Raw genomic sequence first — 20,759 nt, 5'->3', positions numbered from 1 at the left:
TGTGCATTTAACCGGCGCATCCTATCTAGGGCACGCCACCAGATAACCGGCATAGGAGGCCGAAGGCATGTTTGAAAATCTATCCGAACGCCTTTCTGGCGTCTTTGACCGGCTGACCAAACAGGGTGCCCTGTCCGAAGAGGACGTCAAAACCGCTCTGCGTGAGGTTCGGGTTGCGCTGCTTGAGGCAGATGTCTCGCTGCCGGTAGCTCGAGAATTCGTCAAGAAAGTGCAGGATCAGGCCACCGGTCAGGCGGTGACCAAGTCGATTACCCCCGGACAGCAGGTCGTCAAGATCGTGCATGACGCGTTGGTCGACACCCTGCGCGGTGAAGAAGATCCAGGTGCGCTGAAGATCGACAACCCTCCTGCCCCGATCCTGATGGTCGGCCTCCAGGGCTCGGGTAAGACGACCACAACCGGTAAGCTGGCGAAGCGCCTGAAAGAGAAAGAGGGCAAAAAGGTCCTGATGGCCTCGCTCGACGTCTATCGCCCGGCCGCGATGGATCAGTTGGCCGTTCTGGGCACGCAGGTTGGCGTTGACACCCTGCCGATTGTGCCGGGCCAGAAGCCCGTTGATATCGCCAAGCGCGCAAAGCAGCAGGCCACGCTGGGCGGCTATGACGTCTACATGCTGGATACCGCTGGCCGTCTGCATATCGACGAAGTCCTGATGGACGAGGTCGAGCAGGTCCGAAACGCGGTTGATCCGCGCGAGACCCTGCTGGTCGTCGACGGCCTGACCGGTCAGGTCGCTGTTGAAGTCGCCGAAGAGTTCGACGCCAAAGTCGGCATCTCCGGCGTGGTCCTGACCCGGATGGACGGCGACGGGCGCGGTGGTGCGGCGCTGTCGATGCGTGCGGTCACTGGCAAGCCGATCCGCTTTGTCGGTCTGGGTGAGAAGATGGACGCGCTCGAAACCTTCGAGCCGGACCGTATCGCCGGTCGTATTCTGGGCATGGGCGACATCGTTGCCCTGGTCGAAAAAGCACAGGAAACGATGGAGATGGAACAGACCGAGCGCATGATGAAGCGCATGGTCAAAGGTCAGTTCAACATGAACGACCTGAAAATGCAGCTGGAACAGATGATCCAGATGGGCGGCATGCAGGGCATGATGGGCATGATGCCCGGCATGGGCAAAATGGCCAAGCAAGTCGAAGAAGCAGGCATGGATGACAAGGTGCTCAAACGCCAGATCGCCATGATCCAGTCCATGACCAAACGCGAACGCGCCAACCCGCAACTGCTGCAAGCGAGCCGTAAGAAACGCATCGCCGCCGGTTCGGGCATAGAGGTCAGCGACCTCAACAAGCTGCTCAAGATGCACCGGCAGATGTCCGACATGATGAAGAAGATGGGCAAAATGGGCAAAGGCAAGATGCTGAAACAGGCCATGAAAGGCATGTTCGGCAAAGGCGGACCCTCGCCCGAGGACATGGCCGCGGGTATGGATCCCAAAGCGCTGGAACAGGCCGCCAAGGCGATGGGCGGCAAGATGCCCGGTATGCCTGGCATGGGCGGCGGCATGGCTCTGCCTCCGGGTCTGAGCGGTTTCGGAAAGAAAAAGTGACGCCAGCACGCTGCACCCAGCCCCCGTCCGGAAAGGCGGCGATGGCAGCAGCGCAATATCGCGCGGCCTTGCCGGTCATTCAGACCCGGCGGCTGGTCCTGCGTGCGCCCACTTTGGACGACCTGCCGGTGTGGACGTCAGTCTGTGCAGAAAGCTTTGGCGACACTGAGCAAGAAGCCTGGACCGAGTTTTCCTACTATACCTCCGGCTGGCTTCTGCATGGTCATGGCCTGTTCTCGGTCACCCTGAAAGATGGCGGTCAGGTCATTGGCTTCGTCATTCTGGGCTTGGAATGGGACGATCAAGAACCCGAGCTTGGCTATGTTTTCAGCACCGAATACCGCAAGCAAGGCTACGCCATTGAGGCCTGCACTGCCGTTCGCGACTTCGGTTTTGACCTGCTCGGGTCCGGCCAGTTCGTCAGCTATGTATCGGCATCCAACGTCCGCTCGAATGCGCTGGCTCAACGCCTTGGTGCGTCCCGTGACGCCATGGCTGAGAGCGCCTTTGGCGCAGACCAACATGTCTGGCGCTATGGCGAGGTGCAGGCATGACACTTTCCATGGCGATCCCGACGCTGGAAACCGAGCGCCTGATCATGCGTGCCCCCTGCGAAGCTGACTTCGCAGCCGAGGCCGAGTTCTTTGCCAGCGATGCCTCAAAATTCGTCGGCGGCCCAAAACGCCCGGACGAAACTTGGCGCGCAATGGCGATGCTGCTGGGTCACTGGGCCATGCGCGGATATGGGTTCTGGGGCGTCGAAGAAAAGGGCACCGGCACCTATGTCGGCCATGTGGGCCTGTGGTTCCCACACAGTTGGCCCGAGCCCGAAATCGGCTGGACGTTGATGAATAACGCCACCGGCAAAGGTTACGCGACCGAGGCCGCTCTGGCCGCGCGTGCGCATGCCTATGATGTGCTGGGGTGGGAAACGGCGATTTCTCTGATCGATCCGGACAATCTGGGCAGCAAGGCCGTGGCCGAAAGGCTGGGCGCGCAGTTTGATTATACCTACGAACACCCGGGTTTCGGTACAATGCAGGTCTGGCGGCACCCTGCGCCGGCCGATCTGGTGAATGGCGGGATCGAGGCCTACGCATGACGTCGTACACCATCCCCACCGTTGAAACAGAAAACCTGATCCTGCGGGCACCACAAGAGGGTGATCTGCCCGCGATGACAACCTTCTTCGCGTCGGACCGCAGCCGTATGGTCGGTGGACCAAAAACGCCGCTGGAGGCATGGCGGTCGCTTTTGGGCCGGTTCGGGCACTGGGCCATCATGGGTTACGGCGGTTGGCACATCGTTGAAAAGGCAAGCGGCGCGTTTGCAGGCTGGACCGGGATCATCAACGCCCCGGGCTGGGATGAGCCGGAATTAGGTTGGGTCGTTTTCGACGGCTTCGAAGGCAAGGGCCTTGCATACGAAGCTGCGATGGCTGCCCGCGCCTATGCCGCCCATCACCAGGGGGTGAACGGTCCGATCTCATACATCGCCCACGCGAATGACCGCTCGCGCGCATTAGCCGAACGTCTTGGTGCCACTTATGAGCGCGAAGGCGAGGTTGTCGGCGAACGCTGCCAGGTTTGGCGGCACCCGATAATCGACATTTCCGACACCGCTTTGACCGCTGAGAGGACCGGCCAATGAACAACCCTGTGACACGGGCTGCGACGTTGCTGAAAGAGCATCGCGAAAGCATTGATCGGCTGGACGCGATCCTTGTCTACACGTTGGGCGAGCGGTTCAAGCACACCCAGGCCGTTGGCAAGCTCAAGGCCGAACACGAACTTCCCCCGTCCGATCCTTCGCGCGAGGCCGCGCAGATCGCACGGTTAGAAGAACTGGCGAAAGAAGCCGATCTGGACCCCGATTTCGCCAAGGCTTTTCTGAATTTCATCATTCAGGAAGTCATCCGACACCACAAGAAACACCAGAACTAAACCGGTGAACCACCGGATACGCCATTCAAAGGAGATACCACCATGGCAATGAAAATTCGTCTCGCCCGCGGCGGCTCGAAAAAGCGTCCTTTCTATCGCATCGTAGCGGCTGACAGCCGTATGCCCCGCGATGGTCGCTTCATCGAAAAGCTGGGCACCTACAACCCGCTGCTGCCCAAAGACAGCGAAGAGCGCGTGAAAATGAACATGGAGCGCGTTCAGTACTGGCTGGACCAGGGCGCACAGCCCACCGACCGTATCGCACGGATGCTGGAAGCTGCCGGCACCCGCGACAAGGCCGAGCGCAACAACCCCAACAAGGGCACCCCGGGCAAGAAAGCTCAGGAACGCGCAGAAGAAAAAGCTGCAAAGGCTGCTGAAGCTGCCGAAGCGGCTGCTGCGCCGGCTGAAGAAGCAGCAGCAGAAGAGTAAGCAGGTCGGCGCGTGCAGGATCAGGACTTCACCGACGATTTTCGCACGCAGTTCGAACTGTTGATGCGGCTCCGGCGCGATGTGCGCCGGTTCCGCACCGATCCCGTGGACGAGGCGGTGCTGACGCGCTGCCTCGACACATTTCGACTGGCCCCTTCAGTGGGGCTGAGCGAACCCTGGCGCGTCATTCGCGTCGAAAGCGAAGCGGCGCGTGCCGCAGCGCTGGAGAATTTCCAAAACGCCAACGAAAAAGCCCTTGCGGGATACTCGGGTGACAAGGCGCTGAAATACAGCCGCCTGAAGCTGTCCGGCATGCAGGAAGCGCCTGTTCAGCTGGCTGTTTTCTCAGACGAGACGACCAACAAAGGTCTGGGGCTGGGCGCGGGCACGATGCCCGAGATGCGCCGCTATTCTGTTGTAGCCGCAATCACCTTGTTTTGGCTCGCTTTGCGGGCCGAGGGGTTGGGTCTGGGTTGGGTCTCGATCCTTGATCCCGAACGGATGAAACGCGATCTGGCTGTGCCTGACGATTGGTCTCTGGTAGGCTACTACTGTGTGGGCTGGCCGGAAGAAATGTCTGAAAGACCCGAACTTGAGCGTGCCGGCTGGGAACAGCGCAGCGCCCGGTTGCATATCGAAACGCGGTAAGGCCAGATGTTCGGACTGATACGGCTTCCCATCCTGTTGCTGATCGTTTTTATTGTGGGCGTGTTCTTTGAGCGCAATAACCAACGCGAGGCATGTGCCTCGCTTGGAGACTGGCAGGACGGATTATGTGTAACGACGGAAGAGCCAAATGACTGATCTGATCTGCGTGGGCAGCGTTGCGGGGTCTTACGGCGTGCGCGGCGAAGTGCGGCTAAAAAGTTTTTGCGCCATCCCAGAGGATATCGAGACCTATTCGCCCCTAACTGACGAAGACGGCAAGGAACGCTATCCGCTGGTCCTGACCCGCCCAATCAAAAACGGCTTTGCGGCGCGTTTGGGTGGGATCGAGACCAAAGAACAGGCAGACGCCATCAACGGCCTCCGCCTGTTCGCGCGGCGTGATCAGCTGCCATCATTGCCTGATGACGAATTCTATCACACCGACCTGATCGAGCTTGAGGTCTACGACACCGGCGGAACGCTGCTGGGTCGTGTGAAGTCGGTACAAAACCACGGCGCCGCAGATCTGCTGGAACTGCACGGGCCGGGGTTGAAAGGCACCGTTTTTCTGCCCTTCACGCTTGAGGTTGTTCCAACCGTGGATCTGGACAAAGGCCGCATCATCGCAGACCCGCCCGAGGGGCTGATCTGATGCGACGCGTTCTGCTGCATCTGGGGCTACACAAGACCGGAACCACTGCAGCTCAGTCGTTTCTGTATGAAAACCGCGAGTTGATCTGGCCACATTTTGCACTGTTGCTGCCTTACAAGACGCGCAAATTGGGGCTGTCAGGTGCTGCGACCCGCCACTCCATCTATGGAACCGTGGGAACGCTGTCCGAATTCAGCTCGCAGGCCCGAGAGTATCTGGCCACGCGGAACTTCGGCACGAAACGTGGCCTGATCGTCAGTGAAGAGAATTTCAGCGGCCTGCGACCCAGCCGCAATATCGAACAGGGGTATGCAGCTACACCCGATCTGGCCGCTTGTCTGGTGGACGCCGTCCGCGATCGGTTCGAGGATCAGGAGGTCAATATCACGATCTACCTGTCCCTGCGCCAGCGCGGAGCGTGGTTGCGCAGCCTGTGGGCTCACGATCTTCAAAGAACCCGTGAAGTCCAGGATTTCGAAACCTTCCGCACGAACATGGATCACCTGCCCCCGCTCGAGGAAACGGTCTCGGAAATTCGCAAGAAACTGCCGTCGGTCACCGTGATCCAAGAGTGGCTGGAAGAGACGCATTTGCGCCGCTTTGGTCCCGGTACGCCTTTTGCCGAATTCCTGAACTTGCCTCGGGAAAAAGCGCAGCTTTTGGTGCCGCCCACAAAATCCAACAGCAGGCTGCCGGAAAGCGTGCTGGCCGAATTGCTGACGCTGAACCGATCCCATCTGGACGAAGCTGAGCTGACCCGGCAAAAAGCGCTGGTAGTAGAGCGGGCAAAGAACGCGATGGTCGGCACAATATGACAGACAAGCCAGGCAAATCTCACGGACGCAAGGCAATCCGACCCACGCTGAAGCCGCGTGAATTGATGACTCCGACACCTGACCTGCACGGGGTCTGGAAGGCGAAAATCATCACCCTGTTCCCTTCGGCCTTTCCCGGCGTTCTGGGCGAAAGCTTGACAGGCAAAGCCCTGCAAGAAGGGTTGTGGCAGTTAGAGACCGTGGATCTGCGCCAGTTCGGCGTTGGCAAACATCGCAATGTCGACGACACGCCGGCCGGCGGCGGCGCGGGTATGGTGTTGCGCGCAGACGTGCTGGGTGAGGCAATCGAACACACAATGGCTGGTGTGCAAGGCAACTGGCCGTTGATCTACCTCAGCCCGCGCGGTCGCCGGATGGATCAACGTATGATGCAAAACCTCGCACGCTGCGACGGTATGACCTTGCTCTGCGGTCGGTTCGAAGGCGTCGATGAACGCGTGTTGGAACATTACGGCGTTCAGGAAGTCAGCCTTGGGGATTTCGTGATGACCGGCGGCGAGATCGCAGCCCAGGCGCTGATTGACTCAACTGTGCGGTTGATTCCCGGCGTATTGGGCAACCAGGCCTCAGCCGAAGACGAGAGCTTTTCCTCGGGTCTTTTAGAGCACCCGCAATACACCCGACCCGCAGATTGGAAAGGCCGTCCGATCCCCGACATTCTGATGTCTGGTCATCATGGGCGCATTGCCGAATGGCGGCACCAGATGTCTGAAGAGATCACCCGCAAGCGACGCCCTGATCTGTGGGAACGCTATGAGGAATCCGGGGACGACACACAGGATTGATACCCCGAGTGTGGCTTGTATGCAGCACGTTCCTGTATTTAGCGAACACCACTTGAAGCTGATGTTCTGAAAAAATACTCATCTTGAAGATATTGCAAAATGCGATTTCAATTCAACGCATAACAGGCTGCTAAATGAAAAAAATCATATGCTTAGCTGTGCTTGCCCTTTCAGCTTGCACAACCAAGCCTCTTGAGATGGCAGTGCCCACTCAGGCGGGCCATAACCTGCACTCCGCAAAGGTCGCCGTGCAATCATGCGCCACCGAGGAAGATATTGGGGGCAACAGCGCGGTGATTGGTGGATACGCCACGAATATCCTGCTGTGGGGCGTGATCCTTGGCCCCATCGTTACGGCGCCCTTCGACGATAAGCTTCGCTCACAGGGTGAAATTGACCAGGTGCACCGCTGCATGACCGAACTTGGCTTCGAGCGACGCGAACTGACTGATGGAGAGCGGTTCTGGCTGCATCACACATCTGGCCAAGAACGGGTACGCCGTCTGGATCACCTTGTGGCGGGAGGAACCATTGAAACTTATGGGGCACCAAGCGGCTAAGTGCCCCCCGCCTTCCATCTGGCCCATATCTCAGGCGGGCCGTTGAATGTGTTGATGTCCACTTTCCCCTGAACGCCAGGAACCAAACCCGTGCCCGTATACTGCCAAAACCGCCACGCGGCCTTGGGGTAAACGTTGCGCGGGTGCCCGGCGACCGACCGCAGCCAGAATTCCGTCTTGGGCAGGCGGGCGATATCGGTGTCACCGTAGAAATCCACGGTCGTATAGACGATCGGGCGGCGGCCATAGTGGCGTTCCAGGATATCAAGGAACCGCTTCGCCTCGGACCGGACGGTGGCGCCATCGGGTCTGATGGTGCAGGTCTTGGAATGTGGCGTCCATTCCATATCCAGCACATGCGGCAGGTCGGCACCTCGGGGCACGTTCTCGATGAACCATTTTGCCTGCTCATGCGCCGGTCGGCAAAAATAGTAATAGTGATAAGCCCCCCATGGAACACCGGCGGCTTGCGCGCCGCGCCGGTGATCATCAAACAAAGGGTCGGCTACGTCCCCCCCCTCGGTCGCCTTGATGAATACGAAACTGACACCGGAGGACTTGGCCCTGCGCCAGTCAATCGGACCCTGCCATCGCGAAACATCGAGCCCGTGAACCGGATAGTGCCCCGGATGCCGGCCTTCCCACTCATGCGGCTTGGCATCCCCAAAGCTTGGAAAAATGACCGAAGGCGACGTGGTGCTCAGAAATGCCTTTGGTTCAACCTGTTGGGGCGGCGGGCTGCTGCGACCGCAAGACAGGGTCGCGAAGGCCATAACAGCCAGCATCAATGCTGTACGCATGGTATGTTCCTGTTCCAAATTTCTGCTCTTATAATTCCCTCTAGAATGCCCGATCTGCCTGACAAGGCAACGGTGTTGTTGACAAGCGGCGAAAACCTACCACTCCGCCCCGATCTTTATAGAGATTCAGGCTTGATCCCTGCCCACAAAGCCCGTAAAGCAGCGCAATCCGGTGCCGCGACATGCGACTCCGGTGTTTTGGTTTGCATCATGGCGTGACGCCCGGCTTTCTTCGGCCACGGCGCGGCAGGGCAGACCAGGCATAAGGAACATTCGATCTGACCTCTGGCGGGCTGTTCGCAGGACCCGGTGAAGACCAAGAGCTCTCAGGCCGTGCTCAACTTCGTGGACCAACCACGAGCAGATAGGAGAAATGCGATGGACCTGATCGCACAGCTTGAGGCGGAACAGATTGCCGCCCTGGGGAAGGACATCCCCGATTTCAAAGCCGGTGACACCATCCGTGTCGGCTTTAAAGTGACCGAAGGGTCGCGCACCCGTGTGCAGAACTACGAAGGCGTCTGCATCGCCCGCAAAGGTGGCAACACCATCGCCGGTGCGTTCACCGTTCGCAAAATTTCGTTTGGCGAAGGCGTAGAACGTGTGTTCCCGCTGTATTCGACCAACATCGACAGCATCACCGTTGTCCGCCGTGGCCGCGTCCGTCGCGCCAAACTGTACTATCTGCGCTCGCGCCGTGGTAAATCCGCGCGTATCGCAGAAGTCACCAACTACAAGCCCAAGGCTGGCGCCGAAGCGTAAGGAACGGAAAGATGAAAAAAGACATCCATCCCGATTATCACGTCATCGACGTCAAAATGACCGATGGCACCGTAGTTCAGATGAAATCCACCTGGGGCGCCGAAGGCGATCAGCTGGCTCTGGAAATCGACCCCTCTGTGCACCCTGCATGGACCGGTGGTTCGTCGCGCCTGTTGGACGCCGGCGGCCGTGTGTCGAAGTTCAAGAAGAAATACGAAGGTCTGGGCTTCTAAGCCAGACCTGTTTGAGATGCGAAAGGCCGCCCACCGGGGCGGCCTTTTTTGTGCGTAGAACGTTGCCAAAAATAAGTGGCTAATCCAGCCGCATGATCAACTCGACCTCACCATCGACAAGCCGGCCAGTCGGCGCAAACCCGAACGATTGATAAAGCGGCAGCGCACTGCCGGGTTCGTCGACGACGCTGATCACCAGGTTAGAGCGACCCTTTTTCAAAGCCACGGATTTCGCAAAATCCAATGCGGCCATTCCATAGCCCCGACCCTGACGAGATTTGTCGACCATCAACCGCCAGATATAGACGCCATCCGGGTCATCCCCGTCATCCAAATCTGCGTCGGGATGCGCCATGTCGATTATGGCCAGCAAACCAACCGCATCGCCGATATCCCAAATGCCATAGATTTCTGACCCCGGTTCGAAAATCGACTGCGCCATCGTCATTAGATTTGTCGCGACAAACCCTGCCTGATCTTCACGCACAGACAAAGCCGCCAAAGGGCGCAGGTTTTTTTGAGAGAGTAACGCAAACTCAACCATGGCGCCCTATTATCACAACCGGATTTCCAATAGAAGAATTCCGAACGGTCGAAGCGAACTCAACTCTTCGCACGCGTCAGCTCGGCTGCGCTGTGTACGGGCGGCACCGGGCCTCGAAGCAACATCAGCGCCAAAGCCATCCCGACTAGAGCCGCCGCAGCAGCAACAAGCATCGCGCTGTCAAAGGCGTTGTCCTGCAAGTCCCTAAGGGCCTTGGCCAATGCAACGCTAGTTTCAGGATCCATTTTAGCGATCATTTGTTGGATTTGACTCGGCGTCCCATGGGTCAGGGAATGGGCCAGATCTTCTCGCTGGGCGGACCCGGTGGGCAAAGCATTCATGACCTCGGAAATACCTCTGCGGGTCGTTATAGCTTCGGCCAAGCCTCCGACTACGGCCCCTAGTGTCGCGCCAAAATACAGGCAGGCATTAATCACTCCGGACCCTTGCCCGACATGCTCTTCCGGCAAAAGGCGCAGGCCCAGCCGGGGTAGCAGCGAGAAACAGATCCCCAACCCGATACCGACAATCATCAGCTTCCGCCAGATCTCGACATATTGGGTAGAGTTCGAGGTTGTCATCAACAACAAGAACCCACAGGCCATCGCCCCCAAGCCAACCGCAATGGGCCATCGAAAGCTGTAGGGTGCCAGAAACCGGGGTGCGGTGACCGAGATCACGAACATGCTGAGGCTAAGCGGCATGATCGCCAAACCTGCGCCGACAGGCGAGTAACCGAAAGCATCCGGGGATTGAACGAACGTGTTGAAATACACAAAGAAGCAGAACAGCGTGAAGCCGGTGAAGAACATACCAACGGCGGCCATGAAATAGCGCGGATGCTTGAAGTATCGCAGCTCGATCAACGGATCGTCGCTGCGGCGGGATACGATGACAAGGATGATTGTCGCAACCGCAGCGACTCCCAGCGGCATCAATGTCATCGGCGTAGCCCACCCGCTGCTTTCGCCATTGCTAAGCGCGAAGGACAGCGGGCCAAGGAACAACAGCAGCGCAAAAGCACCCGGATAGTCAAACTTGGCCCCGGCCTGACGTGTGTCCGGCACGTATCTGCGCCGGCTGACATGTAGCCCAATCAGGAAGGCGAACATCAGCAACACCAGATCGGTCGCAAACACTGCGCGCCAGCTGATGTAGTGGGCAAAGGCTCCGCCGACGATCGGCCCGACGCCAATGGCAAGACCGACAATTGCACCCCATGCGCCGGTGACACCTGCACGCTGTTCTTCGGGTGTGGCGGCGGTGAGCAATGACAGAGATGTTCCAAACAAGGCCGCAGCCCCTGCACCCTGCGCCCCGCGCCCAAACAAAAGCATCGCGCCATCTTGCGCAAACAGGACCGAGGCGGACCCAATGCCGAAGACAATCATACCAGCAAAGAACACGCCCATCTTGCCGGTGATATCGCCCAACCGGCTGACGATTGTGACCAGCGTAGCGCTGGCCACGGTATAGGTTGCCATCACCCATTGCAGACCGGATGGTGTCAAATCGAACTCGGCCTTGAGGTTCGACAGGATGGTCGCGACGGCCGTTGTGTTAAACCCAACAACCATCATGCAGATGGCCGTCATCGCCAGCACAACGCGGGCACCCCCCTCGTGTGTTGGGTCAGATGACGTCTTGTCGATCATAAATACACCCCAAAACTCATTGTTCTTAAATGCAATTAATGAGCAGTTTAACGATTTTTGTCGCTGCGCAAAGGGTCGGCTTTAGATCCAGTAGGACAGAGCCACCGGCAGGACGATGATCGTGGCCAGCGTCGACACAAGAATGAAACCAGCAACATCCGGCCCGTATTCCGGAACGTGCTGGTCAATGAAAAGGTAAGTCGCAACCGAGGATGGCATCAGGCAACACAGAATCACCGCGCCACGCTCAGCTCCGGTGAAACCGAACGCCCATACCAAAGTGCTGGCGATTGCAATCGCCATGACCAGATGCAGAACGGTCAACAGCACCGCCCGGCCCAGACTTTTGATCCGCAACGTCGCCAGCGTATGGCCCAATGTCAGCAGCATCAGCGGGATCGACAGCCCACCGAGAATGTCGAAGGATTTTGCCAGCGGCTGAGGCAAGCTTGATCCGCTCGCCATAAGGATCAGTGATAGGATCACTGCATAAATGATCGGGGACGTGACGAGCTTTCTGGGCGAAAACTCACCCGCCGGGATCCACATGCCGATGGTGAAAATGCTGATCAGCACGACTACGACAAAACCCATCGTATAGGCCATTCCCGCATCACCCAACGCAAGCAACGCGATAGGCAGCCCGACATTGCCCACGTTCCCATGCATCAGCGGCGTCAAAAAGGCCCGAACCGGCAGACGCATGGCTTTTAGTGCCAGAAATCCCAACACTCCGAACCCCGCAATGGCCAGCGCTGCGGCCGTCATGACGTCCAGAAAGGTGCCAACCGCAACTTGGGTCGTGGACAGATGCGAGATGATCAGCGTCGGGTACCCAACGCGTGAGACGATCCCACCGATGACTTTGTTGTCGAACGGCGCCTTGATCACAGCAAGGGCATAGCCGATCCCGGCACAGATCAGCACCGGCAGAACCACGTTCAGAACGTTCAAAAACAGATGGTCCAACCGGTTCCCCTATCGCCAAACCCTGATTTGAACTGTGAAACACCCCATCCGCTTTGACAAGCACGCGTCCTAACCAACACACCCGGTTGAGTTTTCCAAATTAGAGCCTGATATTGCCCTTCGATGGCGCTTGGGGTTCTTCCATTCCCGGCCTCCACAACATATAGTGGGTCGCAACAACGTGTGGTTAAGCACGGCGGGACGTGGGAATACAAGCATGGCACATATTATCGTAGTGGGGAACGAGAAGGGCGGCGCAGGCAAATCGACCGTGTCGATGCATGTAGCGACCGCACTAGCGCGATTGGGTCACAAGGTCAGCACACTGGACCTTGATCTTCGGCAGCGCAGCCTTGGCCGGTACTTTGAGAACCGCGGTAATTTCCTGAACGGGTCCGAGGTCACTTTGCCTAGCCCTCGCCACCACGATCTGCCCGAGATTGATGCCGCCAAGCTGAAACCCGGCGAAAACATCTATGACCACCGCTTGTCAGCTGCCGTGTCCGAGCTGGAAAGCGACAGCGATTTCATCCTGATCGACTGCCCCGGATCGCACACACGCCTAAGCCAGGTGGCACATTCGCTGGCCGATACGCTGATCACGCCACTGAATGACAGCTTTATCGACTTTGACTTGCTTGCACGGATCGACTCGAAGGGCGAAAAGATCCTAGGCCCGTCGGTCTATTCGGAAATGGTGTGGAACGCGCGTCAGTTGCGCGCGCAGGCGGGACTAAAACCCATCGACTGGGTGGTCGTGCGCAACCGCGTCGGCACCCAGCGCATGGTCAACAAGGAAAAGATGCAGCGCGCGATTGAGATGCTGTCCCAGCGCATCGGCTTCCGCGTCGCCTCGGGTTTCTCCGAGCGGGTTATCTTCCGCGAGCTTTTCCCACGCGGCCTGACCTTGCTGGACCTCAAGGATATCGGGGTCAAACAGCTGAACATTTCGAACATCGCTGCACGGCAAGAGCTGCGCGACATGATGAAAGAGCTTAACCTGCCGGGCGTAGAGATCGACTTCTAACTGCCACGTTCGGGCGTTCCAGTCCCAGCGCTACTATACCTCGCTAAAATCGTAGATCGGGTGCGCCCCTGCCCTTTTGGGCAATGAGTTTTGACAATACCGGCAGCCTGACGCTTCAGCGTCGAGTTAGGGCTGACTCTGGACCGCCATTGGTTTCTTTACCAAAAATACAACCATCCAAAACACCTTTTTGGTATTTTTGATAATCCCAGCTATCTGCTTGCTCTAATAATAGACAACTTTGAATGGATCAGGATGTGAATTCCACACCAGGCTATCAAAGGACAGGACGCCAAAGCGCGCGTTTACGGGAGGACAGCCATGACCGATTCATCCATTGGGACGCCGGAGCAACTCCGCGATCCAAATTACTTTCCAGCCATATACCGGGCCGTGCCGTTGGGGATTCAGCACGTGCTTGCAATGTTCGTGTCAAACGTTACTCCGGCGATTATCGTCGCTGGCGCGGCGGGCTTTGGCTTTGGCTCAAACAGCCCGGATTTTCCCGAATTGCTGTACCTGATCCAGATGTCGATGCTTTTCGCCGGTGTTGCCACGCTGTTGCAAACGGTAACGCTTGGCCCGGTTGGCGCGGCGCTTCCGATCGTACAGGGCACATCATTCGCCTTCATTCCGATCATGATCCCTCTGGTTGCCGGAAAAGGCGTGGACGGTCTTGCCGCCCTGTTTGGGGGCGTGATTATCGGTGGCTTGTTTCATGCCCTGTTGGGCACGGTAATCGGCAGGATACGCTTTGCATTACCGCCTCTGGTCACCGGATTGGTTGTGACGATGATCGGTCTTGCACTGGTAAAGGTCGGCATCGAATACGCGGCCGGAGGCGTACCAGCCAAAGCATCGGGTGCGGAAAGTTATGGTTCATTGTCCAGCTGGACACCTGCGCTGATCGTTGTGTTTGTCACGCTGGGGCTAAAGTTCTTCGCGCGTGGCATGCTTTCCGTTTCGGCTGTCCTGGTCGGTATTTTGGTGGGCTATGTTTATTGCCTACTGGTTGGGAAGCTGCCCGTCGAAGTGATCTCCGGCTCGTGGGAACGCTCTGCGGCTTTCGCACTGCCGCAGCCTTTCAAATACGGTTTCGAGTTCTCGTTCGCCGCAGTAATCGGTTTCTGCCTCATGGCCTTTGTCTCTGCGGTTGAGACGGTCGGAGATGTCTCGGGAATCACCAAAGGTGGCGCCGGTCGCGAGGCGACCGACAAAGAGATTCAGGGGGCCACATACGCGGACGGTTTCGGCTCTGCCATTGCGGGTGTCTTTGGCGGCTTCCCGAACACCTCGTTCAGCCAGAATGTCGGTCTGATCGCTATGACCGGCGTCATGAGCCGCCACGTGGTCACCATTGGTGCCATTTTCCTGATTGTGTGCGGTCTGGTGCCGAAGGTCGGCGGGTTGATCCGAACGGTTCCGATCGAAGTGCTGGGCGGCGGCGTCATAGTCATGTTCGGCATGGTTGTCGCCGCAGGCGTATCCATGTTGTCGGATGTTGTGTGGAACCGTCGCAACATGGTGATTTTTGCGGTTTCGCTTTCGATTGGTCTGGGGCTTCAACTCGAAGTCATGAACGTGGCGCCCGGATCGGCAAATGCGCTACAGCACCTGCCCGACACCCTGCGGGTCCTGGGCGCGTCAGGCATCCTTCCAGCTGCGTTCATCGCTATTGTGCTTAACCTGATCCTGCCAGAGACACTCGCTGATGAGGCGACAGAAGAAGTCTCTGGGGGTATGGCCGGCCACGGGCGCGGCGCGTTGGTTAAGGACGATCACGTCTGAGCCAGAAACCATTGCCTGAGCCTGTTCACAATTGGATAGGCCCAAGCCGTAACAAATTTCGGCAACGAAAAGCAAACTTAATCCCGTGCGTCATTCGCCTTGTAAACCGTAAACAGTTCCTTCGGTTCCGGCACTCCACGCAGCATGTAACGACCGACAGAGACCAGCTCTGACGCGGCAGGTCGCGCCGCCTTTGCCACGTCATCCGAGATCAGGATCCGTTGACCCAGCGACCTGTGCATTCCGGCAATCCGCGCGGTCTGGTTGACGGTCGGGCCGATGACGGTGAAGTCGAGGCGGTTCTCAGAGCCGATATTGCCGTACAGAATCTCACCCGCGTGCAGGGCCAGCGTATAGTTCGACACAGGTAGGCCATCGGCAGAACGTTGTGCGTTCAGTTTCGCCATCGATGCCTCCAATTCGGCGACGGCCGCCAATGCCGCACGCGCATCCGCATCAATCTCGCCTACATCGAACATGGCCATCAACCCGTCGCCCATGAACTTGAGGATGCTTCCGTCGCATTTGTGGACCACGTCGATAGCAGCGGCCAGATACTCGTTTAGCATCTCAATAAGGGCATCGCCCGGCAGCTCTTCGGACAGGCTGGTGAACCCCTCAAGGTCAAAATTCCAGATTACTGCATCGATCTGCTGAAGCGACCCGCGCCTGATTTCGCCGGATAAAACGCGCCGACCGGCATCACGGCCCAAATAGACGCGCATCAGGTCCTTTGATATCCGCTGGTTGTTTGCCGATTTCAAAGCCAACCCGAGATGCGGCAGCGCTGTATTGATCAACGCCAGATCGCTGTCCTTGAACCCCTCGGGCGCGTTTGACGTCCAGGACAACAATACACCGTTCACCGCCTTTTTGGCGTCCTTCGGCTGATTATGAGTCGGAATGTCAAAGGACACACCCGTCGCGTAATATTCAGTGGCGCCATGTTCGCGCAGTTCATTCAGCAAGGGAAATCGGCTGGGTTCGTTCTGATCCACCAACCGTTCGTGCACGACGCTTTCGCCTTCGTTCAGAACAGCAAACAGAGGGCTAGCACGCCATTGATCGCTGGGCTGTTCAGAGTATTCGAACTTTTGATATTCCCCTCCCTTGCCGTAATACCAGCTATAGCCGGTTCCGCCATAAATCGGGTGCAGGGTCGACTGGGCCGCATGAAATCGCATCAGCGGAACGCCCAGTTCCACCAGGCGATTGCAGTACTCTTCCAGCAGTTCTTCTTTTTCGACACCCTCAAGCCCGCGCGCCACCAGCCAGTTGATCAGATCGCTTGATTTTGCCGTATCGGCATCCAAGGTCGCCATGTTTTGTCCCATTTTTGTTCTGGGCTTCATCTGGGAATTGAGGCGGTGAATTACCAGTGGTCAATCCATATGCGCCAAACGCCGAAGCATTTTGCGCAACAGTTCTGCTTCGTTCCGGGAAAACAGGCCAGCAAGCTTTGTATCATAGGCCTCGGCCACCAAGCGCAAATCCCTGTAAACCGACTGACCTGCGGATGTCAGCGTTAATTGTTCAACCCGGCGGTCGGATGTGTCGCGTTTACGGGCTAAGTATCGGCGCTGTTCCAGTTTCGAAACTGCACGGCTGACCTTGGTTTTGTGAATTTTGGCACGCTCACCTATTTCTTTTGCAGTCATCTCGCCGTAATTTCCCAGATGAAACAAGACGCGCCATTCGGTGCGAAGCATTCCGTAACGGTCCTTATAGACCTGCTGAAACTCTAGCGAACTTTCTTCGGCTGCACGGTTCAGCAGGTACGGCAGGAATTCCTGCAGATCAAAGTCATCTTTTTTGGCAGATTTGTCCTGAGTCATGCTTGTTAGTTACAAAATCAACTATTACTCGACAAGCAGCAATTGGAGGAACACAGGATGAACCATCCGACGGATCCGCACAAAATGACGCAAGCCAGCACGCCCGTTGGCACGCAAGCAGGCTATATGCCCGGCTTTGGAAATGATTTTGAGACGGAAGCCCTGCCCGGCGCATTGCCGCAGGGTATGAACAGCCCGCAGCGTTGCAACTACGGTCTTTATGGTGAACAGCTTAGCGGCACGGCTTTTACAGCCAATCCGCCCGAACGCACGTGGTGCTATCGCATTCGCCCGTCGGTCAAGCATTCGCACCGTTATGAAAAAATCGAACTACCACATTGGAAATCCGCGCCCTGCGTTGACCCGGACGTGATCAGCCTTGGCCAATATCGCTGGGACGCAGTGCCTCATTCCGATGAAGGCCTGACATGGCTGACCGGCATGCGCTCGATGACCACGGCGGGGGACGTGAACACGCAGGTTGGCATGGCCAGCCACATTTATCTGGTCACGGAATCCATGGTGGATGACTATTTCTTCTCAGCCGATTCCGAAATGTTGGTGGTGCCACAGGAAGGTCGCCTGCGGTTCGCGACTGAACTCGGGATCATTGATCTGGAACCCAAGGAAATCGCCATTCTCCCCCGTGGCCTCGTGTACCGTGTCGAGGTGCTGGAAGGCCCAGCGCGCGGGTTTGTCTGCGAGAACTACGGCCAGAAGTTCGAATTGCCCGGCCGCGGTCCAATTGGGGCCAATTGCATGGCCAATCCACGCGATTTCAAGGCTCCGGTGGCGGCGTTTGAAGACCGCGAGGTGCCTTCGACCGTGACGGTCAAATGGTGCGGGCAGTTCCATACCACAAAGATCGGCCAAAGCCCGCTGGACGTGGTGGCGTGGCACGGGAACTACGCGCCCTACAAATATGACCTGCGCACCTACTGTCCGGTCGGTGCAATTCTATTCGACCATCCCGATCCGTCGATCTTTACCGTCCTGACAGCGCCCTCTGGGCAACCGGGCACGGCCAATATCGACTTTGTCCTGTTCCGCGAACGCTGGATGGTGGCCGAGGATACTTTCCGCCCGCCCTGGTATCATAAGAACATCATGTCTGAGTTGATGGGCAACATTTACGGCCAGTACGACGCCAAACCGCAGGGGTTTGTTCCGGGCGGCATGAGTTTGCACAACATGATGCTGCCGCATGGGCCGGATCGGGAAGCGTTTGAAAAAGCATCAAACGCGAACCTCGGGCCAGACAAGCTGGACAACACGATGTCCTTCATGTTCGAAACCCGTTTCCCGCAGCATCTGACACCATTTGCAGCCAACGAAGCCCCGTTGCAGGATGACTACATCGACTGCTGGACGTCGCTTGAGAAAAAGTTCGACGGCACACCGGGCAAAAAGTGACACCCAAAAGAGGTTTGAATAAATGCCATTGATGAAATCCTGGGTGGCCTCGGCCAACGACGCCGATCACCCGTTTCCCCTGAACAACCTGCCATACGGCGTTTTCTCGACCGAAGGCGGCGATCCGCGCTGTGGCGTCGCGATTGGTGACATGATTCTGGACGTCACCGCAGCCGAGGCCGGGGGCCTGATCGAAATGGCCGACGAGCCGCTCTTCGATCTGCCTTTCTGGAACCCGCTGATGGAGGAAGGTCCTGCCGTCTGGGCTGCATTGCGCAACCGCCTGACCGCATTGTTGGACGAAGGCGCAGAGGAACAGGCGCAGGTTGAACCGTTACTTATTGCTCAGATCGACGCCGAAATGCACATGCCTTTCGCCGTCAGCGAATACACCGATTTCTATGCCGGACGTCACCACGCGCAAAACGTTGGCACCATGTTCCGCGGACCGGAAAATGCCCTGCCGCCGAACTGGTTGCATATCCCCATCGGGTATAACGGCCGGGCTTCATCCGTTGTCGTATCGGGTACCGATATCCGTCGGCCCTGGGGCCAGCTCAAGTCGCCCGATCATGACATGCCCGCTTTTCTGCCTAGCCGCCGTTTTGACATCGAGCTTGAGATGGGCGCGATTGTCGGTACACCCTCGGACGGACCCATCTCGGTTCAGGAGGCCGACGACAACATCTTTGGCTATGTTCTGCTTAACGATTGGTCCGCACGCGATATTCAGGCCTGGGAATATCAACCCTTGGGGCCGTTTCAAGCCAAAGCCACAGCCACTTCGATCAGCCCGTGGATTGTGACAAAGGCGGCGCTGGAACCCTTCCGCTGCGACACGCCTGCGCGTGAATTCGAGTTATTGGATCATATCAAAGACTGCGGTCCGATGCTGTATGACATTGATCTTGAGGTCACGATGGAGCCCGACGGCAGGGGCGCCACAGTCATTGCCCGAACAAATTACAACGAAATGTACTACTCGGCCGCCCAACAACTGGCACACCATTCGACCTCAGGCTGCCCAATGAACACGGGCGATCTGCTTGGGTCTGGCACGATTTCCGGTCCAACAAAACCAGAGCGGGGCTCGCTGTTGGAACTCAGCTGGGGCGGAAAGGAACCGCTGACGCTGGATACCGGTGAAACCCGCACTTTTATCGAGGACGGTGACACACTGACCCTGACAGGTGCTGCCAAGGGCAAAGGTTACACCATCGGGTTTGGCGACTGTGTCGGGACCGTGCTGCCCGCCCTAAAAAACCCGTACACCCGATAAGGAGCTTATCATGGCTAAGGCATTCGCGTCCCAGGGGGATATGTCGGATAAGAAGATCTCTTTCACCGAGGTCGGCGAGGGCCTTTATGCCTTCACCGCAGAAGGCGATCCAAATTCCGGCGTCATCATCGGCGATGATAGCGTCATGATCGTCGAAGCGCAGGCGACTCCGCGCCTGGCCAACAAGGTGATCGAATGTGTGCGGTCCGTCACCGACAAACCGATCACCCACGTTGCGCTGACCCACTACCACGCGGTTCGCGTACTGGGTGCCAGTGCGTTTGGTGCGCAGCAGGTCCTGATGTCGGACATGGCGCGCGCCATGGTCGTTGAACGCGGGCAAGAGGACTGGGACAGCGAGTTTCAGCGTTTCCCCCGCCTGTTTGAAGGCCATGAAAGCATCCCCGGCCTGACCTGGCCCACCACCACATTCAGTGACACGATGACGGTTTATCTGGGTAATCGTCGGGTCGATCTTATGCATTTGGGCCGCGCCCACACCGCAGGTGATATCGTCATTCACGTACCCGACCAGAATGTCATGTTCACCGGTGACATCGTCGAATACCACTCCGCCTGTTATTGCGGTGACGGGCATTTCGGCGATTGGGGTGATACGCTGGATGAAATCAAGTGGTTCGACGTCGATGCCATCGCACCTGGTCGCGGAAACGCCCTGGTCGGCAAGGACATGGTCAATGCAGCGATCGAAAACACCCGTGACTTTGTCGATAGCACCTACCGCCCGGCTGCGAAAGTGGCGGCACGCGGAGGATCTCTGAAAGAGGCATGGGATGCAGTGCGCGCAGAGTGCGATCCGAAATTCGCCGATTACGCGATCTACGAACATTGCCTGCCTTTCAATGTCGCCCGCGCCTATGACGAAGCCCGCGGCATTGACACGCCCCGTATCTGGACCGCCCAGCGCGACTTGGAGATGTGGGAGGCCCTGCAGGGCTGAAGAAGACGAGCAAACTTGATCCAGATCGTTTTGCACAGGGGAAATAGGTGGAATCATAGGGCAA

At 57.7% G+C, this 20,759-nt stretch carries 25 protein-coding genes; 19 read left to right on the top strand and 6 right to left on the bottom strand.

Going from position 1 to position 20,759, the window contains the following annotated elements:
* Positions 1 to 67: 67 nt before the first annotated feature.
* From ffh to AC2FFP_RS13465, 12 genes are all read left to right on the top strand, one after another.
* Positions 68 to 1,573 (top strand): signal recognition particle protein, encoded by a 1,506-nt coding sequence (gene ffh / locus AC2FFP_RS13520; protein WP_496767238.1) that lies wholly within the window; start codon positions 68 to 70, stop codon positions 1,571 to 1,573.
* Between the two features lie 41 nt (positions 1,574 to 1,614).
* Positions 1,615 to 2,127 (top strand): GNAT family N-acetyltransferase, encoded by a 513-nt coding sequence (locus AC2FFP_RS13515; protein ID WP_496844422.1) that lies wholly within the window; start codon positions 1,615 to 1,617, stop codon positions 2,125 to 2,127.
* Positions 2,124 to 2,675: a GNAT family N-acetyltransferase gene (locus tag AC2FFP_RS13510; protein WP_496767241.1), complete on the top strand. Its 552-nt coding sequence runs from the start codon at positions 2,124 to 2,126 to the stop codon at positions 2,673 to 2,675. Before AC2FFP_RS13515 ends, AC2FFP_RS13510 begins: the two co-directional genes overlap by 4 nt.
* Positions 2,672 to 3,223 (top strand): GNAT family N-acetyltransferase, encoded by a 552-nt coding sequence (locus tag AC2FFP_RS13505; RefSeq protein WP_496767243.1) that lies wholly within the window; start codon positions 2,672 to 2,674, stop codon positions 3,221 to 3,223. Before AC2FFP_RS13510 ends, AC2FFP_RS13505 begins: the two co-directional genes overlap by 4 nt.
* The gene (locus tag AC2FFP_RS13500) at positions 3,220 to 3,516 is read left to right on the top strand and encodes a chorismate mutase (protein ID WP_170561253.1); all 297 of its coding nucleotides are present in this window, start codon (positions 3,220 to 3,222) and stop codon (positions 3,514 to 3,516) included. Before AC2FFP_RS13505 ends, AC2FFP_RS13500 begins: the two co-directional genes overlap by 4 nt.
* Before the next feature lie 42 nt (positions 3,517 to 3,558).
* On the top strand, positions 3,559 to 3,948 hold the full coding sequence (gene rpsP / locus AC2FFP_RS13495) for a 30S ribosomal protein S16 (RefSeq protein WP_170561254.1): 390 nt from the start codon (positions 3,559 to 3,561) through the stop codon (positions 3,946 to 3,948).
* Positions 3,949 to 3,960: 12 nt separating this feature from the next.
* Complete coding sequence (bluB, locus tag AC2FFP_RS13490) at positions 3,961 to 4,596, top strand: 5,6-dimethylbenzimidazole synthase (protein WP_496767246.1); 636 nt, start codon at positions 3,961 to 3,963, stop codon at positions 4,594 to 4,596.
* 6 nt (positions 4,597 to 4,602) lie between these two features.
* Complete coding sequence (locus AC2FFP_RS13485; protein WP_496844421.1) at positions 4,603 to 4,752, top strand: hypothetical protein; 150 nt, start codon at positions 4,603 to 4,605, stop codon at positions 4,750 to 4,752.
* Complete coding sequence (gene rimM / locus AC2FFP_RS13480) at positions 4,745 to 5,248, top strand: ribosome maturation factor RimM (protein WP_058278985.1); 504 nt, start codon at positions 4,745 to 4,747, stop codon at positions 5,246 to 5,248. Before AC2FFP_RS13485 ends, rimM begins: the two co-directional genes overlap by 8 nt.
* On the top strand, positions 5,248 to 6,063 hold the full coding sequence (locus tag AC2FFP_RS13475; protein ID WP_496767252.1) for a hypothetical protein: 816 nt from the start codon (positions 5,248 to 5,250) through the stop codon (positions 6,061 to 6,063). The genes rimM and AC2FFP_RS13475 overlap by 1 nt, the downstream gene beginning before the upstream one ends.
* Positions 6,060 to 6,869, top strand: coding sequence for a tRNA (guanosine(37)-N1)-methyltransferase TrmD (gene trmD, locus AC2FFP_RS13470; protein ID WP_496780179.1), 810 nt, complete (start codon positions 6,060 to 6,062; stop codon positions 6,867 to 6,869). Before AC2FFP_RS13475 ends, trmD begins: the two co-directional genes overlap by 4 nt.
* Before the next feature lie 197 nt (positions 6,870 to 7,066).
* Positions 7,067 to 7,429: a hypothetical protein gene (locus AC2FFP_RS13465; protein WP_147235301.1), complete on the top strand. Its 363-nt coding sequence runs from the start codon at positions 7,067 to 7,069 to the stop codon at positions 7,427 to 7,429.
* Here AC2FFP_RS13465 and AC2FFP_RS13460 read toward each other — a convergent pair.
* Positions 7,426 to 8,229, bottom strand: a complete 804-nt coding sequence (locus AC2FFP_RS13460) for a glycoside hydrolase family 25 protein (protein WP_496844420.1) — start codon at positions 8,227 to 8,229, stop codon at positions 7,426 to 7,428. The two genes, AC2FFP_RS13465 and AC2FFP_RS13460, sit on opposite strands and share 4 nt — an antisense overlap.
* 378 nt (positions 8,230 to 8,607) lie before the next feature.
* Here AC2FFP_RS13460 and rplS point away from each other — a divergent pair, with 378 nt between their 5' ends.
* Entirely contained in the window at positions 8,608 to 8,991 is a 384-nt protein-coding gene (gene rplS, locus AC2FFP_RS13455) for a 50S ribosomal protein L19 (protein WP_058273331.1), read from the top strand.
* An 11-nt stretch (positions 8,992 to 9,002) separates the two neighbouring features.
* Positions 9,003 to 9,224, top strand: a complete 222-nt coding sequence (gene rpmE, locus AC2FFP_RS13450) for a 50S ribosomal protein L31 (RefSeq protein WP_010437577.1) — start codon at positions 9,003 to 9,005, stop codon at positions 9,222 to 9,224.
* A 79-nt stretch (positions 9,225 to 9,303) separates the two neighbouring features.
* Here the strand turns inward: rpmE and AC2FFP_RS13445 are convergent, their stop codons facing one another.
* From AC2FFP_RS13445 to AC2FFP_RS13435, 3 genes are all read right to left on the bottom strand, one after another.
* Entirely contained in the window at positions 9,304 to 9,768 is a 465-nt protein-coding gene (locus tag AC2FFP_RS13445; protein ID WP_496844419.1) for a GNAT family N-acetyltransferase, read from the bottom strand.
* Between the two features lie 59 nt (positions 9,769 to 9,827).
* Positions 9,828 to 11,423 carry an MFS transporter gene (locus AC2FFP_RS13440; RefSeq protein WP_496881150.1) on the bottom strand — a complete coding sequence of 532 codons (1,596 nt, stop codon included), beginning with the start codon at positions 11,421 to 11,423 and terminating at the stop codon, positions 9,828 to 9,830.
* A gap of 81 nt (positions 11,424 to 11,504) precedes the next feature.
* Positions 11,505 to 12,392, bottom strand: coding sequence for an AEC family transporter (locus AC2FFP_RS13435; protein WP_496881149.1), 888 nt, complete (start codon positions 12,390 to 12,392; stop codon positions 11,505 to 11,507).
* 217 nt (positions 12,393 to 12,609) lie between these two features.
* Here AC2FFP_RS13435 and AC2FFP_RS13430 point away from each other — a divergent pair, with 217 nt between their 5' ends.
* Positions 12,610 to 13,419: a division plane positioning ATPase MipZ gene (locus tag AC2FFP_RS13430; RefSeq protein ID WP_496727013.1), complete on the top strand. Its 810-nt coding sequence runs from the start codon at positions 12,610 to 12,612 to the stop codon at positions 13,417 to 13,419.
* Between the two features lie 321 nt (positions 13,420 to 13,740).
* Positions 13,741 to 15,207: a uracil-xanthine permease family protein gene (locus AC2FFP_RS13425; protein ID WP_108861328.1), complete on the top strand. Its 1,467-nt coding sequence runs from the start codon at positions 13,741 to 13,743 to the stop codon at positions 15,205 to 15,207.
* A gap of 77 nt (positions 15,208 to 15,284) precedes the next feature.
* Here the strand turns inward: AC2FFP_RS13425 and AC2FFP_RS13420 are convergent, their stop codons facing one another.
* Together AC2FFP_RS13420 and AC2FFP_RS13415 are read right to left on the bottom strand one after the other, a co-directional pair.
* On the bottom strand, positions 15,285 to 16,529 hold the full coding sequence (locus tag AC2FFP_RS13420; RefSeq protein ID WP_496881148.1) for an adenylate/guanylate cyclase domain-containing protein: 1,245 nt from the start codon (positions 16,527 to 16,529) through the stop codon (positions 15,285 to 15,287).
* A 60-nt stretch (positions 16,530 to 16,589) separates the two neighbouring features.
* On the bottom strand, positions 16,590 to 17,042 hold the full coding sequence (locus AC2FFP_RS13415) for a MarR family winged helix-turn-helix transcriptional regulator (RefSeq protein WP_496767264.1): 453 nt from the start codon (positions 17,040 to 17,042) through the stop codon (positions 16,590 to 16,592).
* Between the two features lie 57 nt (positions 17,043 to 17,099).
* On the opposite strand from AC2FFP_RS13415, the gene hmgA reads away from it, so the two are divergent.
* The 3 genes from hmgA to AC2FFP_RS13400 are packed head-to-tail and all read left to right on the top strand — an operon-like array spanning position 17,100 to position 20,695.
* A complete protein-coding gene (hmgA, locus tag AC2FFP_RS13410) occupies positions 17,100 to 18,455 on the top strand; it encodes a homogentisate 1,2-dioxygenase (protein ID WP_496844417.1) in 1,356 nt (451 codons plus the stop codon).
* Between the two features lie 22 nt (positions 18,456 to 18,477).
* On the top strand, positions 18,478 to 19,734 hold the full coding sequence (fahA, locus tag AC2FFP_RS13405; RefSeq protein WP_496844416.1) for a fumarylacetoacetase: 1,257 nt from the start codon (positions 18,478 to 18,480) through the stop codon (positions 19,732 to 19,734).
* 10 nt (positions 19,735 to 19,744) lie between these two features.
* The gene (locus tag AC2FFP_RS13400; RefSeq protein WP_496727009.1) at positions 19,745 to 20,695 is read left to right on the top strand and encodes an MBL fold metallo-hydrolase; all 951 of its coding nucleotides are present in this window, start codon (positions 19,745 to 19,747) and stop codon (positions 20,693 to 20,695) included.
* The last annotated feature ends 64 nt before the right edge of the window (positions 20,696 to 20,759 follow it).

It is taken from the genome of Ruegeria sp. YTSC004, assembly GCF_059609805.1.
Note: the sequence above shows the minus strand (reverse complement) of the source record. Positions and strands in the feature narration are given on the sequence as shown.

What these genes read in the sequence shown, in the direction of transcription:
- ffh (WP_496767238.1), top strand. Translation starts at nt 68, where the DNA reads ATGTTTGAAAATCTATCCGAACGCCTTTCTGGCGTCTTTGACCGGCTG.
- AC2FFP_RS13515 (WP_496844422.1), top strand. Translation starts at nt 1,615, where the DNA reads ATGGCAGCAGCGCAATATCGCGCGGCCTTGCCGGTCATTCAGACCCGG.
- AC2FFP_RS13510 (WP_496767241.1), top strand. Translation starts at nt 2,124, where the DNA reads ATGACACTTTCCATGGCGATCCCGACGCTGGAAACCGAGCGCCTGATC.
- AC2FFP_RS13505 (WP_496767243.1), top strand. Translation starts at nt 2,672, where the DNA reads ATGACGTCGTACACCATCCCCACCGTTGAAACAGAAAACCTGATCCTG.
- AC2FFP_RS13500 (WP_170561253.1), top strand. Translation starts at nt 3,220, where the DNA reads ATGAACAACCCTGTGACACGGGCTGCGACGTTGCTGAAAGAGCATCGC.
- rpsP (WP_170561254.1), top strand. Translation starts at nt 3,559, where the DNA reads ATGGCAATGAAAATTCGTCTCGCCCGCGGCGGCTCGAAAAAGCGTCCT.
- AC2FFP_RS13485 (WP_496844421.1), top strand. Translation starts at nt 4,603, where the DNA reads ATGTTCGGACTGATACGGCTTCCCATCCTGTTGCTGATCGTTTTTATT.
- rimM (WP_058278985.1), top strand. Translation starts at nt 4,745, where the DNA reads ATGACTGATCTGATCTGCGTGGGCAGCGTTGCGGGGTCTTACGGCGTG.
- AC2FFP_RS13475 (WP_496767252.1), top strand. Translation starts at nt 5,248, where the DNA reads ATGCGACGCGTTCTGCTGCATCTGGGGCTACACAAGACCGGAACCACT.
- trmD (WP_496780179.1), top strand. Translation starts at nt 6,060, where the DNA reads ATGACAGACAAGCCAGGCAAATCTCACGGACGCAAGGCAATCCGACCC.
- AC2FFP_RS13465 (WP_147235301.1), top strand. Translation starts at nt 7,067, where the DNA reads ATGGCAGTGCCCACTCAGGCGGGCCATAACCTGCACTCCGCAAAGGTC.
- AC2FFP_RS13460 (WP_496844420.1), bottom strand. Translation starts at nt 8,229, where the DNA reads ATGCGTACAGCATTGATGCTGGCTGTTATGGCCTTCGCGACCCTGTCT.
- rplS (WP_058273331.1), top strand. Translation starts at nt 8,608, where the DNA reads ATGGACCTGATCGCACAGCTTGAGGCGGAACAGATTGCCGCCCTGGGG.
- rpmE (WP_010437577.1), top strand. Translation starts at nt 9,003, where the DNA reads ATGAAAAAAGACATCCATCCCGATTATCACGTCATCGACGTCAAAATG.
- AC2FFP_RS13445 (WP_496844419.1), bottom strand. Translation starts at nt 9,768, where the DNA reads ATGGTTGAGTTTGCGTTACTCTCTCAAAAAAACCTGCGCCCTTTGGCG.
- AC2FFP_RS13440 (WP_496881150.1), bottom strand. Translation starts at nt 11,423, where the DNA reads ATGATCGACAAGACGTCATCTGACCCAACACACGAGGGGGGTGCCCGC.
- AC2FFP_RS13430 (WP_496727013.1), top strand. Translation starts at nt 12,610, where the DNA reads ATGGCACATATTATCGTAGTGGGGAACGAGAAGGGCGGCGCAGGCAAA.
- AC2FFP_RS13425 (WP_108861328.1), top strand. Translation starts at nt 13,741, where the DNA reads ATGACCGATTCATCCATTGGGACGCCGGAGCAACTCCGCGATCCAAAT.
- AC2FFP_RS13420 (WP_496881148.1), bottom strand. Translation starts at nt 16,529, where the DNA reads ATGGCGACCTTGGATGCCGATACGGCAAAATCAAGCGATCTGATCAAC.
- AC2FFP_RS13415 (WP_496767264.1), bottom strand. Translation starts at nt 17,042, where the DNA reads ATGACTCAGGACAAATCTGCCAAAAAAGATGACTTTGATCTGCAGGAA.
- hmgA (WP_496844417.1), top strand. Translation starts at nt 17,100, where the DNA reads ATGAACCATCCGACGGATCCGCACAAAATGACGCAAGCCAGCACGCCC.
- fahA (WP_496844416.1), top strand. Translation starts at nt 18,478, where the DNA reads ATGCCATTGATGAAATCCTGGGTGGCCTCGGCCAACGACGCCGATCAC.
- AC2FFP_RS13400 (WP_496727009.1), top strand. Translation starts at nt 19,745, where the DNA reads ATGGCTAAGGCATTCGCGTCCCAGGGGGATATGTCGGATAAGAAGATC.